General features: G+C 61.3%; 11 protein-coding genes. 2 read left to right on the plus strand and 9 right to left on the minus strand.

The window, feature by feature from the left end:
* Positions 1 to 19: 19 nt before the first annotated feature.
* Positions 20 to 1186, plus strand: a complete 1167-nt coding sequence (locus ACFDR9_RS12800; protein WP_409031229.1) for an iron-containing alcohol dehydrogenase — start codon at positions 20 to 22, stop codon at positions 1184 to 1186.
* 301 nt (positions 1187 to 1487) lie between these two features.
* On the opposite strand, the gene ACFDR9_RS12805 is transcribed toward ACFDR9_RS12800, so the two are convergent.
* A complete protein-coding gene (locus ACFDR9_RS12805; protein WP_409031230.1) occupies positions 1488 to 2480 on the minus strand; it encodes a DMT family transporter in 993 nt (330 codons plus the stop codon).
* Positions 2481 to 2668: 188 nt separating this feature from the next.
* Between ACFDR9_RS12805 and ACFDR9_RS12810 the strand changes: the two genes are divergently transcribed.
* Positions 2669 to 4072 carry a PLP-dependent aminotransferase family protein gene (locus tag ACFDR9_RS12810; protein WP_409031231.1) on the plus strand — a complete coding sequence of 468 codons (1404 nt, stop codon included), beginning with the start codon at positions 2669 to 2671 and terminating at the stop codon, positions 4070 to 4072.
* A 145-nt stretch (positions 4073 to 4217) separates the two neighbouring features.
* Here ACFDR9_RS12810 and ACFDR9_RS12815 read toward each other — a convergent pair whose 3' ends face one another.
* From ACFDR9_RS12815 to ACFDR9_RS12850, 8 genes are all read right to left on the minus strand, one after another.
* Complete coding sequence (locus ACFDR9_RS12815; protein WP_409031232.1) at positions 4218 to 6275, minus strand: 3-hydroxybutyrate oligomer hydrolase family protein; 2058 nt, start codon at positions 6273 to 6275, stop codon at positions 4218 to 4220.
* 68 nt (positions 6276 to 6343) lie between these two features.
* Entirely contained in the window at positions 6344 to 7324 is a 981-nt protein-coding gene (locus ACFDR9_RS12820; protein ID WP_017878178.1) for a branched-chain amino acid ABC transporter permease, read from the minus strand.
* 34 nt (positions 7325 to 7358) lie between these two features.
* On the minus strand, positions 7359 to 8243 hold the full coding sequence (locus ACFDR9_RS12825) for a branched-chain amino acid ABC transporter permease (protein ID WP_017878179.1): 885 nt from the start codon (positions 8241 to 8243) through the stop codon (positions 7359 to 7361).
* Between the two features lie 161 nt (positions 8244 to 8404).
* Positions 8405 to 9613: an ABC transporter substrate-binding protein gene (locus ACFDR9_RS12830; protein WP_017878180.1), complete on the minus strand. Its 1209-nt coding sequence runs from the start codon at positions 9611 to 9613 to the stop codon at positions 8405 to 8407.
* A 95-nt stretch (positions 9614 to 9708) separates the two neighbouring features.
* The gene (locus ACFDR9_RS12835) at positions 9709 to 10416 is read right to left on the minus strand and encodes an ABC transporter ATP-binding protein (RefSeq protein WP_026133209.1); all 708 of its coding nucleotides are present in this window, start codon (positions 10414 to 10416) and stop codon (positions 9709 to 9711) included.
* On the minus strand, positions 10416 to 11186 hold the full coding sequence (locus ACFDR9_RS12840) for an ABC transporter ATP-binding protein (protein ID WP_026133210.1): 771 nt from the start codon (positions 11184 to 11186) through the stop codon (positions 10416 to 10418). Before ACFDR9_RS12840 ends, ACFDR9_RS12835 begins: the two co-directional genes overlap by 1 nt.
* 155 nt (positions 11187 to 11341) lie before the next feature.
* On the minus strand, positions 11342 to 12967 hold the full coding sequence (locus tag ACFDR9_RS12845; protein WP_409031233.1) for a GMC family oxidoreductase: 1626 nt from the start codon (positions 12965 to 12967) through the stop codon (positions 11342 to 11344).
* A gap of 45 nt (positions 12968 to 13012) precedes the next feature.
* The gene (locus ACFDR9_RS12850; RefSeq protein WP_409031234.1) at positions 13013 to 14053 is read right to left on the minus strand and encodes an NAD(P)H-dependent flavin oxidoreductase; all 1041 of its coding nucleotides are present in this window, start codon (positions 14051 to 14053) and stop codon (positions 13013 to 13015) included.
* Positions 14054 to 15498: the final 1445 nt, after the last annotated feature.

Below are 15498 nucleotides of genomic sequence, written 5' to 3' on the forward strand. Positions count from 1 at the left end.
ACTGATGACAGGAGTCGCGATGAATCGCTTTCCCGCTTTCGCTTTCAGTACCGTCGCCCACATCGTGTCGGAACTCGGCGCCGCCAGGCAGCTGGGCATGCATCTCGCCTCGCGCTTCCCCGCCGTGCGCCGCGCGCTGCTGGTAACCGACGCCGGCTTTCTAGCGACCGGTCTGGTCGCCGCGCCGCTGCACAGTTTGGAGGCGGTGAATGTCGCGGTGCAGGTATTTTCAGCAGTCGTGGCCGATCCGCCCGAGTCCGTCGTCATGGCGGCCGTGCAGGCGGCGCGCGCCTTTGGCGCCGACGCCATCGTCGGCCTCGGCGGCGGCAGTTCGATGGATGTCGCCAAGCTGGCCGCGGTGCTGGCCGGCGGCGCGCAGGATCTGCCGTCGATTTACGGTATCGGCAAGGTGACGGGGGCGCGCCTGCCGCTGCTGCTGCTGCCCACCACCGCCGGCACCGGTTCCGAGGTCACCAATATTGCCATCGTCACGACCGGCGCAGCCACCAAGATGGGCGTTATCGCGCCGCAACTGTACGCCGACGTCGCGCTGCTCGACGCCGAGCTGACACTGGGTCTGCCGCCGCACGTTACCGCCGCCACCGGTATCGACGCGATGGTGCATGCGATCGAAGCCTATACCAGCCGCCACAAAAAGAACCCCTTGTCCGACGCGCTGGCGCGCCAGGCCTTGCAGTTGCTGCACGGTAGCCTGATCGCGGCGTGCAGAAATGGCCGCGATCTGGCGGCGCGCCAGGCGATGCTGCTCGGGGCGATGCTGGCCGGGCAGGCGTTCTCAAACGCGCCGGTGGCGGCCGTCCACGCGCTGGCCTACCCCGTCGGCGGCGTGTTCCACGTGCCGCATGGTTTGTCGAATGCGCTGGTGTTGCCGCATATGTTGCGCTTCAACGCGCCGGCGGCCGCCACGCTCTACGCGGAACTGGCCACGATTGTGGCGCCGCGCGCCACCGGCAGCGACGAGGCGCGGGCCGACGCGCTGGCATTGGCGATGCAGCGGATCGCCGTCGACAGCGGCATCGAAACGCGGTTGCGGCAGGTTGGCGTCGGCGCCGCCGACCTGGACCGGCTGGCCGATGAGGCGATGCTGCAGACCCGGCTGCTGGGAAACAATCCGCGCGAAGTCCGCCGGGACGACGCCCGCGCAATTTACGCCGCGGCTTGGTAAGGCGTCGGTAACGGCTGTTCCACGTGGAACAGCCGCGCAGCTGACATGTTCGCGGACGACGATGGAGTTTAGGCGCTTGTCGCCGAAGCGGCTATCAGCGCCAGCACTGCGAAGGTTTCCAAGACGGCGGCGGCGATGGGTCGTAACACGCGGTTTTTCGTTGTCATGCTTTACTCCTGAACGGTTCTGGTCGATGGCGGCGCAAGCTGGAAAGCCCGCGCAAGCCACTATACGAAAAAATCCGGCGGAAAAACATTTGATTGTTGTTATTAAATCGATAGGTCACGGCTATAGCCCTTCGTCATGAAGGGAGCGGCTTTTCGTTCAGCGCCAGCGGTACCAGCTTGCGCAACGCTGCCCGCGCGTCTTGCGCGGCCATGCGGCGACGCTGGAATATATTGTTGAGGACCAGCGCACTGGCGGTCAGCGCCGCGCCGACCATCTGCCCGCCCCGCGGCGGCGTGCCACCGGCGGCCGACACGATGAAAGCCGTCAACGGAACGACATCCATGAACAACACGCCGTTCATCGGCGTGATGATGCTGTTGCCGATATTCCAGGCCAGCACGGCCACAAATCCCGCCAGGAAAATCATGTAGCCCAGGTGGGGAGCGATAGAGACCACGACGCTGGCGGACACGGGATGAATCAGGCCGGCCGCCCGCAGCGCGATCACGACCGTGAACACGGTGCTCAAGCCGAGCAAGGTCGTCATCGTCGTGTAACGGTACGGGCTCCAATGCGCGAACAGCGATGCCCCAACGGTGTAGACCACCCAGCACAGGGCGCCCAGCAGGAGCAAGGCGTTCGACCGGTAGTTGGCGTACTCCCGTAACAAGCGCTGGGGTTGGCCGTCGGTAATGACCAGCACCACGCCAAGAAACGATAGTCCGATAAAGGCAAACGAGAACAGCGGCGGTCGGGTGCGCCGCACGATCCAGTTGACGAGCAGCGCCAGCATCGGCATCGTCGCCATGATTACGGCCGCGGAAAGCGTTCCTTCCCTGCCGGCCAATTGCTGTCCCAGGAACACCAGGAAGCCGAAGCCGGCGAATCCTGCGCTGCCGAGTAGCCAGGCCAGCCAGTAGCGCTCGCCTTTCAGCGACAACGCGCCCGGCCCTTCCCGCATCAGCAGCAGGGCCAGGAAAGCCAGCCCGGCGACGCTGTAGCGGATCGCCGTGAACTGGAACGCGTCGATCCTTGTCAGCGCGTCGTCCATGACCGGGAACATGCCGCCCCAGGCAACGGTGGCAACGAAGCAGCACAGCGCGCCGCGGGCATAGTCTTTCTGCATAGAATCCTTTGCATGCGGCCGTCACCTGGGGGCCGGTCCGCGCTTGTTGTGGTGCTCCAGTATAGAAAGGCGACCGGCGTGCCGACAGGGACAGACGGCATATAATCAAGCCAACTGTACTGATCAAAAAAGGGCACAGATTGAAACTGGATATTTCCCCGCAACGCAATGTGCCCTTGGTGGCACAAGTGGTCGATCAACTGTCGGGGCTGATACTCGCCCGTTCCCTGGGCGCCGGCCGCAAACTGCCGTCGATTCGCGAGTTCGCCGCCGTCAACGGCATCTCCAAATCAACGGCGGTGGAAGCGTATGACCGCTTGGTTGCGCAGGGTTTGCTAACCTCGCGTCCCAAGGCCGGCTTCTACGTGGCGACGCTGCGCGGTCCGGTCGAATTGCGCAGCGCCATAGACCTTTCGGCGCAGCGCGCCATCGATCCCATCTGGATGTTGCGCAATTCCCTGCAACTCGATCCGGCGATGCTGAAACCCGGATGCGGCTGGCTACCGGCGCCCCTGCTCCACTCCGAGGGCATCGCCCGGGGCTTGCGCGCCGTCTCGCGCGCCGGCGCGCAAGCCCTGTCCGGCTACGGCGAACCACTCGGTTTCGAGCCCTTGCGGCGCCACCTGCAGCGCCTGCTCGCACTACGCGGCATCGATGCCGGCGCCGGACAAATCATGCTCACCGACAGCGGCAGCCAAGCCATCGACTTGGCGCTGCGGCTGCTGCTGCGGCCGGGCGACACGGTGCTGGTCGACGATCCCTGCTATTTCAATTTCCAGGCCGTGCTGGCGGTGCACGGGGCCAAGGTCGTCAGCGTTCCCCTGCTCGCCAACGGCCCGGACATGGCGGCCTTCGCGGCGGCGGCGGCGCTGCACCGGCCGCGTCTGTATCTGACCAATGGCAGTTTGCACAATCCCACCGGCGTCACGGTCGCGCCGGCGGTCGCGCACCAGTTGCTGAGCCTGGCGGAGCAATTCGATTTCGCGATCGTCGAGGACGATACCTTCGCCGACTTCGAAGAGCGGCCGTCGACGCGGCTGGCCGCGTTGGACCAGTTACAGCGCGTGATCCACATCGGCAGCTTTTCAAAGACGCTGTCGGGCGCGGCCCGCTGCGGCTATCTAAGCTGCTGCCAAGAATGGCTGGAGCGCCTGGTCGAACTGAAGCTGGCCACCTCGTTCGGCAACAACGAGGCGTGCGCGCGCCTGATCCATCAGTTGCTGGTCGACGGCAGTTATCGCAAGCATATGGATGCGGTGCGCGCGCATCTGCGCGGCGCGTCGGTGCAGGCGCGCCGGCGCATCAAGGACTGCGGCTTGACGCTGTGGCACGAGGCCGAGGAGGGATTGTTTCTATGGGCGAAGGCAAGCGGGGGCACCGACTGCGCCGGGATTGCCCGCGACGCTTTGGAGCAAGGCATACTGCTGGCGCCCGGCGATGTGTTCAGCCCGGCGCGCACGGCCGGCAACTACCTGCGCTTCAACGTGGCGCAATCGTCCGACCCGCGCATCTTTGATTTTTTGCGCACAGCGCTGCAGCTAAGCGCCTTTCCCGTAGCCTCCGTACGGCCTAATGCATTGTCCGCATCTTGACCAAGTGGAGCGATTGAAGGCGGGTTTGTGTTCCACGTGGAACACAAACCGGAGGCGGATACCGGGGCCAGACCTGAAGGTCCGCCCCCGGGGTTAGCCCCCTTGGTTTTGATGATTTTAACGCAGCAGCCTCGAACAAGTCAGATCAGTTCGGCACGTCGACTACCGTGCCGCTCACCGAGATAACGTTGGCCGCCGCCGGCGCCGCGGCGATCGGCGGCACGTTGGCGACGGTGATCGGCGTTGTCGCGTCGGCCCGCGTGACAGTGCGCACCACTTGCGAAGGCGGCAGGGCCTGCGCCGTTTTCAAGTTGGCGTACATGGCGTCGAGCGCGCGGTTCAGGTAGACGTGCAAGGGCACGATGACCGTCGGCAAGGCGTTGGTGAAGGAGTCGAAGTGGTTGGCGTTGCTCACCTCGATGTAGCGCAGCTTGCTGGCACTGCCCTCCGCCGCGGCGTTCAGGCCGACGTAGGCGCGCGACGCGTGGTTCACCGGGATCAGGGTGTCGGCGCGGCCATGCACGATGATCGCCGGCTTGCCGCGCAAATTGCCGGTCGCCTGTACTTGCGCGATGCCGTCGCGCACGCGCTGGCTTCGCGCCGCCAAGGCCGGCGCCAGCGCGCCGCCGTTGATCGGGTCGACGCCGGTCGCCAGCGCCCGCAGGCACAGGAAGCCATCGAGCGACTGGTCTGCCAGACCCGTCGATTGCGACACACCAAACGCGTAGGCCTTGGCGCCGCCCACCGAATCTTCGTACACGACGTTGCCAATGCCGCTGCTCTGCAGCGCGTAGCTGCCGGCCTTTTGCACCGGCGTGTAGGCGATCGGGTTACCGGTGGAGTCGGTGGCCGCGAAGCTGAAACCGCATACCTTGTCGGTGACCGAGAATTTGCCGTAGGCATTGACATAGCTGACCGCGACCAGGACGTTGGCGACGGCGTGCCCGGCCTGCAAGGGATCGGAGTCGCTCAGCCAGCCGTAGGCCTTCAACTTGGCTTTCGCGTTACTTTGTTGCGTGGCCAGGTCGGCGCCGGTCAGCAAGCCTTTGCCGACCAGTGCGGTGCAGCGCCCGCTGCTGCCGGCGATGCAGGGCTGGAACAGCGCCGCGTAGCTCGCATAATCGAGCAGCGGCTTGGCCTGCGCGCTCACCGGCGCCCCGCCCTGCCGCACCGTGTAGGCGGGCGTGGCCTTCGCTTGTACTTGCGGCTCGGTCACGGCGACGCCGCCGATCAAGCCAAGGGTGTCCTGCTCGGCGGCGCGCAAGGCCGAACCGCCGCCGTTTGAAATGCTCGAGGCGATGGTGATGGTATTTTTCGGCGTCAGGCGCAGCAGGTGGCGCTTGCCGTCGCTGGCCAGCACGCCGTACTTCTCGTTGAGCACATAGTAGGCGAATTCAATTGCCTGCAAGGTCGACTTGCCCCAGTCCTGCTCCGGGTTCTGCTGCGAGTGCGCGTGCTTCATCGCCACGCGGTTCGGATACGCGAGGGCGAAGGCGAGCCGCTCGGCGTCGCTCAGCACCGGGGCGAACAGCGCGTTCTTTCCCGCCGCCGCGCGGGTGGCGCGCACGCCGCTTTGCAGATTGACGGCGTCGTCGTCGAAGGTGTACAGGCCGGTGCCGCTGCCCTTGTCGGAATAGGCGACCGCGCAACCCTTTTTCAAGCCCCATTCGCCGGAGCTGCCGATGGCGCCGTAAATGCCGCGCGAGCCGCTCGAAGTGCCGGTGACGATGCAAGCGTTGGCCGGGTCGAAGCTGGCCGGCACCTGCACCATCAGCGTCACGTTCAGCTTGCCGCTGCCGTCGTCGGCGTAGGCCAGGTATTCGCTGCCGGCAACCTTGCCTTCGCCGGCCGTGACGGCGCCGCTGGCGTCGACGTTGGGGCCGTACAGCGTGCCGTAGCCGCTGTTGGCGTTGATGTCGAGCACGGCCCGGTAATTGGCGTGGATGGCGTTGCGGCGCAGCTCGACGGCGCTGGGATTGGCCGGATCGGCATAGTCGGGCGTGACACCGCCCAGGCCGGTCTTGCCCAAGCCGGCGGTCAGCAGGTCGTTCGACACGCCGTCATAACTGGCGCTGGTAATCGGCCCCAGATAGGCCGGCAGGACGTTCAGGCTTTCCGGGTCCTGGTTGCTGCCGCAGGCGACCAGCGCGGTCGCGGCGATGGCCAGGCTGCCGGTGTGAAATGCGCTCTTGATATTTTTCATGTCATCCTTCCAAAAAACGATGCTCCAATGAAAAACGCCGGACTTGGAGTCCGGCGTTGCTTTGCCAATCAGGCGGCTTTTTTGTGGCCGCCCGGGGCGAACCGGGCGATCATTTCGCCCACTATGCCGCGCCGGAACAAGAGCACGCAGGCAACGAAAATCAGGCCGGTGATCATGCTCACCGATTCGCCCAGTGTGTTGAACCATTCCACGCCGGTCCTGGTCGCCAGGAAGGTGCCGAGGTCGCCCAGCTTGTTTTCCAGCACGATGATGATGACCGCGCCGAGGATCGGACCGGCCAGCGTGCCCATGCCGCCGACCAGGGTCATCAGGATCACCAGGCCGGACATGGTCCAGTGCACGTCGGTCAAGGTTTCAAAGCCCAGCACCAGGGTCTTGGTGGCGCCGGCCAAGCCGGCCAGCGCCGCCGACAGCACGAAGGCCAGCAGCTTGTACTTGTCGACGTCGTAGCCCAGCGAGATCGCGCGCGGCTCGTTTTCCTTGATCGCCTTCAAGACCTGGCCGAACGGCGAATGCACGGTGCGCATGATCAGCGCGAAGCCGGCCACGGCGATCGCCAACACAACGAAGTACAGCGTGGTGTCGTTGCTCAGGTCAATCACGCCCAGCAGCTTTCCACGTGGCACACCCTGCAAGCCGTCCTCGCCGCCGGTGAAGCCCATGCGCAGCGCTAGGAAGTAGACCATCTGCGCCAGCGCCAGCGTGATCATCGAGAAATAGATGCCCTGGCGGCGGATCGCCAAGCCGCCCATGACCAGGCCGATCAGCGCCGCCGCGCCGACGCCCAGCAACAGGCTCAGCTCGACCGGCAGGCCGAACACTTTGAGCGCGTGGCCGGCGACGTAGCCGGCGCCGCCGAAGAAGGCGGCATGGCCGAACGAGAGCAGGCCGGTGAAACCGATCAACAGGTTGAAGGCGCAGGCGAACAGGGCGAAGCACAGCAGCTTCATCAGGAAAACCGGGTAGCCGAAGTAAGGCGCCGCCAGGGCCAGGGCCAGCGCGATGGCGTAGCCGATGTTTTTATTCATCTTGATTGCTCCAATACTGAGTGTGGCTGGTAGATTACTTCTCTTTGCCGAACAGTCCGGCCGGGCGCAGCAGCAGCACGACGACCATCACGACGAACACCACCGTGGCCGAGCCCTCCGGATAGAACACCCGGGTCAGGCCTTCGATCACGCCCAGCCCCAGGCCGGTCAGGATCGACCCCATGATGGAACCCATGCCGCCGATGACGACCACGGCGAAGACGACGATGATCAGGTTCGAGCCCATCAGCGGCGACACCTGGATGATCGGCGCCGCCAGCACGCCGGCGAAACCGGCCAGCGCCACGCCGAAGCCGTAGGTCAAGGTGACCATCAGCGGCACGTTGATGCCGAAGGCCTCGACCAGTTTCGGGTTTTCGGTGCCGGCGCGCAGGTAGGAGCCGAGCTTGGTTTTTTCAATCACGTACCAGGTCGCCAGGCAGATCGCCAGCGAGGCCAGCACCACCCAGGCGCGGTAGTTGGGCAGGATCATGAAGCCCAGGTCGGTTGCGCCGGACAGCAGTTCCGGCACTTGGAACGGTTGCCCGGAGACGCCATAGAAGGAGCGGAACACGCCCTCGGCGATCAAGGTGATGCCGAAAGTCAGCAACAAACCGTACAAGTGGTCCAGCTTGTAGAGCCAGCGCAGCATGGTTTTTTCAATGACGATGCCCAGCGCGCCCACCATCAACGGCGCGGCCACCAGCATCACCCAGTAGTTGATGTTGAAATACGTTAAACCCATCCAGGCCAGGAAGGCGCCGATCATGTACATGGCGCCGTGGGAAAAGTTAATCACGTTGAGCAGGCCGAAAATGACGGCCAGGCCGAGCGACAACATCGCGTAGAACGAGCCGTTGACGAGGCCCAGCAGCAGCTGGCTCATCATCGCTTGTAAAGGAACGCCGAAAATTTCCATGGCATCGCAGTATAAAAGTCGCCGGACCGGCCGGCGGGGGATCAGAGGAAAAGGCGCGGCGCCGCTGGCGCCCGCGCGAGGTGGTGCGTCGGCCGGCCGCAGCGGCGGGCCGACTTTGCCGGCCTGGCGCGCAAAGGCGCCGGACCGGCGGTGCCGCTAACTTATTTCCAGAGCGCGCACTTGGTTTCCGCCTTGGTCACGTAGGCCTGGGCGCCCGGTACCGTCGCCACCACTTTGTAGTAGTCCCATGGATATTTCGATTCCGACGGCTTTTTCACTTCCATCAGATACATGTCGTGGACCATGCGCCCGTCCGGGCGAATTTCGCCGCCCTTGGTGAACATGTCGTTGATCTTGGTCGATTTCAGGTGCGCCATGACCTTGTCGGAATCGTCGGTGCCCAGCGCCTTGACCGCCTTCAGGTAGGTCGCCGCGGCCGAGTAGTCGGCCGCCTGCAGCATCGACGGCTCTTTCTTCATCTTGTCGAAGTAGCGCTTCGACCAGGCGCGGGTTTCCGGATTCAAATCCCAGTACCAGCCGTCGGTCAGGTACATGCCCTGCGTCATCGGCAGACCCAGCGAATGGATGTCGTTGATGAACATCAACAGGCCGGCCAGCTTCATGGTTTTCGTGACGCCGAATTCATTGGCCGCCTTAATACTGTTGATCGCGTCGCCGCCGGCGTTGGCCAGGCCGAGGATCTGCGCCTTCGACGCCTGCGCTTGCAACAGGAAGGACGAGAAGTCCGACGCCGACAGCGGGTGCTTGACGCTGCCCAACACCTTGCCGCCGGCCGTTTTCACGACCTCGGCGGTGTCCTTCTCCAGCGAGGCGCCGAAGGCATAGTCGGCGGTCAGGAAATACCAGTTCTTGCCGCCCTGCTTGACGATGGTGCCGCCGGTGCCGCGCGCCAGCGCCACGGTGTCGTAGGCGTAATGCACGGTGTACGGGGTGCATTCCTCGTTGGTCAGGCGCGAGGAACCGGCGCCGATCGAGACGAAGACCTTTTTCTTTTCCGCCGCCACTTTCGCCATCGCCAGGTTGGCGCCGGAGTTGGTGCCGCCGATCAGCAGGTCGACGCCCTGCTGGTCGAACCATTCGCGCGCCTTCGAGGCGGCGATGTCGGCCTTGTTCTGGTGATCGGCGGAAATGAACTCGACTTTTTTACCGGCCAGCACCACGCCGGCGTCGGCAATCGCCATTTTGATCGCTTCCGCGCCGCCCTGCCCGTCGACGTCCGAATAGACGCCGGACATGTCGGTGATGAAGCCAATTTTGATGGTGTCGCCCGATACCTGGGCTTGTGCGGCCACTGAAAAACCCATGGCGCAGAGGGCGGTGGCGGCGATGGCGATTGCGTTACGTTTCATATTGTCTCCGTTTATTTGATTTGTTAGGGTGTGGCTGTGTGGCCTTACTGTGCGGCCTTACTGTGTGGCCTTACTACAAGCGTTCAACGCGGGCGTTATACGCCCAGAAGCTCGGTCAGGACGGGCATCTTCGCTTCCAATTGCGACGCAGCAAAAGTTTCGACAATCTGACCATGCTCCATCACATAAAACCGGTCCGCCAGCGGCGCCGCGAAGCGGAAATTTTGCTCGACCATGACGATCGTGTAGCCCTTGGCCTTGAGCATGGTGATCATCCGCGCCAGGCCCTGCACGATGACCGGGGCCAAGCCCTCGGAAATTTCATCGAGCAACAGCAGGCGCGCGCCGGTGCGCAGAATCCGCGCCACCGCCAGCATTTGCTGTTCGCCGCCCGACAGGCGGGTGCCCTGGCTGTGCTTGCGTTCCTCCAGGTTCGGGAACATCGAATAGATTTCGGCGATCGACATGCCTTCGTGGCCGGTGTCGAGCGCCGGCGGCAGCATCAGGTTTTCCTCTGTCGACAGCGACGAGAAAATGCCGCGCTCTTCGGGACAGTAGCCGACCCCGAGGTGGGCGATTTTGTGGGTCGCCAAACCAATTGCCTCGACGCCGTTGACTTGGATCGACCCTTTGCGCGCGCCGGTCAGGCCCATGATCGCGCGCAAGGTGGTGGTGCGGCCGGCGCCGTTGCGGCCCAGCAAAGTAACGACTTCACCCTGCTGCACCGTCAAATTAACGTCGTGCAAAATGTGCGATTCGCCGTACCAGGTGTGCAGGTTGCTTATTTTCAATGCCGTCGTCATCAATGGGCTCCTTCCAGCTCGGCGCTGGTGGTGCCCATATAGGCTTCCATCACCTGCGGATTGCGCGATACCTCGGCGTAACTGCCCTCGGCCAGCATGGCGCCGCGCTGCAACACAGAAATCTTGTCGCAGATGCCAGAGACCACGCTCATATTGTGTTCCACCATTAAGATGGTGCGGCCCTTCGAGACCTTCTTGATCAGTTCCGTGACCCGGTGCACGTCTTCGTGGCCCATGCCCTGGGTCGGCTCGTCGAGCAACATCATTTCCGGCTCCATTGCCAGCGTGGTGGCGATTTCCAGCGCGCGTTTGCGGCCGTAGGGCATGTCGACGGTAATGGTGTCGGCGAATTCGGTCAAATCGACTTCGGCCAGCAAGGCCATCGCCCGTTCGTTCAGTTTCGACAGGGAACGTTCGCTCTGCCAGAAATGGAAGGAGGTGCCGAGCTGGCGCTGCAGTCCTATGCGCACGTTTTGCAGCACCGACAGGTGCGGAAACACGGCAGAAATCTGAAACGAGCGGATCACCCCCATGCGCGCGATCTGCGCCGGCTTGGCCGCCGTGATGTCGTTGCCGTTGAAGAGGATGGTGCCGGAGGTGGGGACCAAGAATTTGGTCAGCAAATTGAAGCAAGTGGTTTTGCCGGCCCCGTTGGGACCGATCAGCGCGTGGATATGACCACGCTCAACCTTCAAGTTCACGTCGTTAACGGCCGTGAAACCCTTGAATTCCTTAGTCAAATTCCTTGTTTCCAAGATGACGTTTGACATCGTGTCTCCTCATTGTTCTTTTTCGTTCTACATCATTTTTTTAGATAATACACAGTTTAAATTTTACAAACAATACAGTATAACTACCATAAAGTATTGATCGCCGACTATCAGACAAGCGTCAAGCTTTGTCGAAATTTCGACAGAGAAAGCCCCTATTTCCAGCTTGCCTCAATCATTTGCGCGGCCTTTTCGGCGATCATCACGCTCGGCGAGTTGGTGTTTCCGGAGGTGATAAACGGCATAATGGAGGCGTCGACCACCCGCAAACCCGCCACCCCGACCACGCGCAGCGCGCTGTCGACCACCGCCAACGCATCGCCGGAGCGGCCCATTTTGCAGGTGCCGACCGGATGGAAAATCGTGGTGCCGATGAGACCGGCCGCTTCGGCCAACTCCTCCTCGCTGCGGTACTGCGGACCGGGCTTAAACTCCTCGGGCGCGAAACGGCTCAGCGCCGGCGCCGCGACGATAGTGCGCGTCAACGCCAGCGCCGCCGCCGCGGTTTTGCGGTCCTCCGCCGTACTCAAATAATTCGGGCTTATTTTCGGCGCCGCGTAGGAATCGCCGCTGGCGATACGCACATGCCCGCGCGCGCTCGGGCGCAAATTGCACACGCTGGCGGTAAACGCGGGGAAACTGTGCAGCGGCTGGCCGAACTTTTCCAGCGACAGCGGCTGCACGTGATATTGCAGGTCCGGCGTGGCAATGCCGGGATTAGATTTGGCGAACGCGCCCAATTGCGACGGCGCCATCGACATCGGGCCGCTCTGGAACATCGCATATTCCAGGCCTATTTTCATCTTGCCGTACCAATTGGCGGCCATCGTATTCAGTGTTTTCGCGTCGCGCACTTTGAAGACCATGCGCAGCTGCAAATGGTCTTGCAAGTTTTCGCCGACGCCGGGCGCGTCGACCACGGGCGTGATACCGTGCTGCCGCAGCAGCGCGGCCGGGCCGATGCCGGACAACTGCAAAATTTGCGGCGAGCCGATCGCGCCGGCGGTCAACAAGACTTCGCGCCTGGCCGCGGCGGTCCAGGCGGTGCCGCCGCCGGTGAACGCCACGCCGCGGCAGACCGGGCCGCCCTCGCCCTGCTCAATAATCAGCCGCTCGACATGGCTGCCGGTCATAATCGTCAGGTTCGGACGGCTGGACGCCGGCTTCAAAAAGGCTTTCGAGGTGTTCCAGCGGATGCCGCGCTTTTGATTGACGTCGAAATAGCCGCAGCCGCTGTTATCGCCGCCGTTGAAGTCGGCGCTGTTAGGAATGCCGACCTGGCTGGCGGCGTCGCGGAAGGCATCCAGTATTTCCCAGGACAGGCGTTGCTTTTCGACGCGCCATTCGCCGCCGGCGCCGTGGCTGGCCGACGCGCCGCCGTAATAATCCTCGCTTTGTCTAAACAGCGGCAGCACCTGGTTCCAGCGCCAGGACGCATCACCGGTCGCATCGGCCCAGCGATCGTAATCGCCGGATTGGCCGCGCATGTAAATCATGCCGTTGATCGAGGAGCTGCCGCCAAGTACCTTGCCGCGCGGGTAAATCAGGCTGCGACCGCCCAAACCGGCGTCCGGTTCGGTTTTATACAGCCAGTCGGTGCGCGGATTGCCGATGCAGTGCAGATAACCGACCGGAATATGGATCCAGACATAATCGTCCTTGCCGCCGGCTTCGATCAGCAAGACCGTCGCGTTCTTATCGCGTGTCAGGCGGTTCGCCAGAACGCAACCAGCGGTGCCGCCGCCAACAATAATATAGTCGTACTGTCCTGCTGATTCCAATGACTGCTCCTTCAACGTACACGATAGAGCGGTCAAACGCGGTTTTTACTGTGCCGCCTTCATTTCCGCCACCAGAGTCTGAACCAACTGTGCCGCGGGCATGCCGCGAGCAAGATTAACACCAGTACCAGCCCAGAGCGACATTAGTTCAGTGTCGCCAGCCTTGGCGGCGGCCGCGCGGATACTGCCGGTGAGGGCGTTTTGCACCGGATATGCAGGCACCAGAGTTTCGACCGATTCCATCATCTGCATAAAACGGTTCTCCAGTCCTCGCGCGTAGCGTCCTGAAAACGCGCGCGTCAACCTGGTCGGATGATTGTCGGCGCTAAGCAAGCGTTTCTTGTATTCGGGATGGATGCCGGATTCGTCGCTGACCAAGAAGGCCGTGCCCATTTGCACGGCGGAGGCGCCCAGCGCCAGCAATCGGGCAATATCGACGCCGTTCATGATGCCGCCCGCTGAAATAATGGGAATCTCAAGCACCCCGACCAGCTCTGCCAGCAACTCGGCAGTGCCCAGGGTGGCGTCTGTCTGGGGAACCAGAAAGGTTCCACGATGTCCGCCGGACTGGACACCGGAAGCGACCACGGCGTCGGCGCCCGCCGCTTGCCAGGCCAGACCTTCGGTCGCAGTCGTGACGGTGCCGATCACAAAAACGCCGGCGGCGTGCAGGCGTTGCACATGCGCGACACTCAGAATATCAAAAGTAAAGCTGGCAACGGCAGGCGCGGCCACGATCAAGGCGTCGAATTGTGCTTCGAAATCCTCACACCACTTGGCCGGCGCGGGCAATTCCTGCCAACCCAGCGTCGACCAAACGGGTTTCAGCAATTGAACGCCCTGCTCCACCTCGTCGGGAGTTGGTTGGGGGGTCTTCTGGACGAACAAATTCACCGCGAATGGACGCGTGGTAAGCGCCCGTATTTGCTCGACCTGGGCCAACATGGTTTCGGGCGTCAGCAAAGACGCCGCCAACGAACCGAGAGCGCCGGCGTTCGAGGCGGCAACAACCAGAGCGGGGACGGAGGCGCCGCCCGCCATCGGTCCCTGGATGATCGGATAGTCAAAAAGCTCGTGGAATTTCATCTTCAATCTCCCAAATCACGAACTGCAAGGTTACCAGATTGGTAAGGAAAAAGCGTTAAAGCAGCTATTTTTGAGGCGCCCGCCTTGTGGACAAGTCTATGGATATCCACAGGCACGGTTTGTGGGTAAGGAAAAAAAAATTTCTTCCTTTTTTTTTGTCCAGAAAGAGTTCATCGGACATACAAGGTATACACAGCAGTTGTAAACGCTTCAAGCACTTGATTTTAATCCAAAATACACACTTATCCACAGAAAAGTGACTACGTTAACAACTACTACTATTCTTATATTCAAACCTTTTTAAAGTAAACAAGCAACGGCTCGAAAAAAAAGACCACCCAACCCCTTCACAAGCACAACCTCCAATCTTGCTGCAAACACAGGACATGGACTGCTAGATCGCAAAAACCAAGGCGACCTCCTCGACACGCTGCTCGCAAGCTCCAACGACGAACGCTGCCATGGCTCAGCTCTGTCGGCCGTTTTTCCAACGGGGTATGCCAGCCGGCATCTCAAATTTTCCTTTCAGCGGCGTTCTAGAGGGCTTGTTCGCCGTTTTGGGAGCAATCTCTCAGCGAATTTTCAATCGCCGGGGGCGTTGAGGGGCTGGAAAAACCCCCTTGCGGCTCCTACAGCTTGCCTTGAAGAAAAAAAATTTCGTTTACTGCCTTTGGGAGCCTAAAAACGTGTCAAAAAGACCCTTTTCGACAGGGGCTGTGGATAAGTCAATGGATATCCACAGGACTGCTTGTGGGTAAGCCCGAACTTATCCAAGGGCCGATATTTTATACAGAATTGCTCCTGAAGAGATACAGCGATTATGCAGGCTTTATTTTTGAGCTAAACCGATGATTTTTAAGGAAAATAGTGACTTATCCACAGAAATATCCGCGTTTACTACTACTACTATTTTTATATAAACCCTTTGTAAACAACTAAAAGGCGAAGCCTGCGAATGGCTCAAAAAAAAAAAAGCAAAAACGTGCTTGAAAAATATATTGAAAAACCGTCTTCAGGAACCCCGGCGTCCAAACGCTGAAAACACCGGTCCGATGCCTGTGGTCCGCCTGCTGTCCGTACGCTGGCCGACCGGGGTGCTAAAGAAGGTCGGGAACGTTGGAAAATTGCTGGTTTTGCATTGAAAACCCGCTTTCTTCAAGCTGTCTGTGGATAAGTTCCTGCATATCCACAGGATGAGTTGTGGGAAAACTCACCCTTTGTCCACAGGCGCATTTTTATCCCAAATTAGTCCTGTCTGGATACAATGCTTATGCAAGCCGTTTTGTGGACTGTAAGTTGATGATTCTTATGGCGTAAACCTACTTATCCACAAAAATATGGTCGTTTACTATCACTACTATTTTTATATATACAAAACTTATATAAAACAGCTACACAGCGCAGTTCAGTGGATATTTCCTTTAAAGCAGCCAGAAAACCGCAAA

It is taken from the genome of Janthinobacterium sp. CG_23.3 (genome assembly GCF_046115965.1).
Lineage (GTDB): Bacteria > Pseudomonadota > Gammaproteobacteria > Burkholderiales > Burkholderiaceae_D > Janthinobacterium.

Excerpts from the sequence above, each read along its gene's own strand:
- ACFDR9_RS12800 (WP_409031229.1), top strand. The coding sequence starts at position 20 with ATGAATCGCTTTCCCGCTTTCGCTTTCAGTACCGTCGCCCACATCGTG.
- ACFDR9_RS12805 (WP_409031230.1), bottom strand. The coding sequence starts at position 2,480 with ATGCAGAAAGACTATGCCCGCGGCGCGCTGTGCTGCTTCGTTGCCACC.
- ACFDR9_RS12815 (WP_409031232.1), bottom strand. The coding sequence starts at position 6,275 with ATGAAAAATATCAAGAGCGCATTTCACACCGGCAGCCTGGCCATCGCC.
- ACFDR9_RS12820 (WP_017878178.1), bottom strand. The coding sequence starts at position 7,324 with ATGAATAAAAACATCGGCTACGCCATCGCGCTGGCCCTGGCCCTGGCG.
- ACFDR9_RS12825 (WP_017878179.1), bottom strand. The coding sequence starts at position 8,243 with ATGGAAATTTTCGGCGTTCCTTTACAAGCGATGATGAGCCAGCTGCTG.
- ACFDR9_RS12830 (WP_017878180.1), bottom strand. The coding sequence starts at position 9,613 with ATGAAACGTAACGCAATCGCCATCGCCGCCACCGCCCTCTGCGCCATG.
- ACFDR9_RS12835 (WP_026133209.1), bottom strand. The coding sequence starts at position 10,416 with ATGACGACGGCATTGAAAATAAGCAACCTGCACACCTGGTACGGCGAA.
- ACFDR9_RS12840 (WP_026133210.1), bottom strand. The coding sequence starts at position 11,186 with ATGTCAAACGTCATCTTGGAAACAAGGAATTTGACTAAGGAATTCAAG.
- ACFDR9_RS12850 (WP_409031234.1), bottom strand. The coding sequence starts at position 14,053 with ATGAAATTCCACGAGCTTTTTGACTATCCGATCATCCAGGGACCGATG.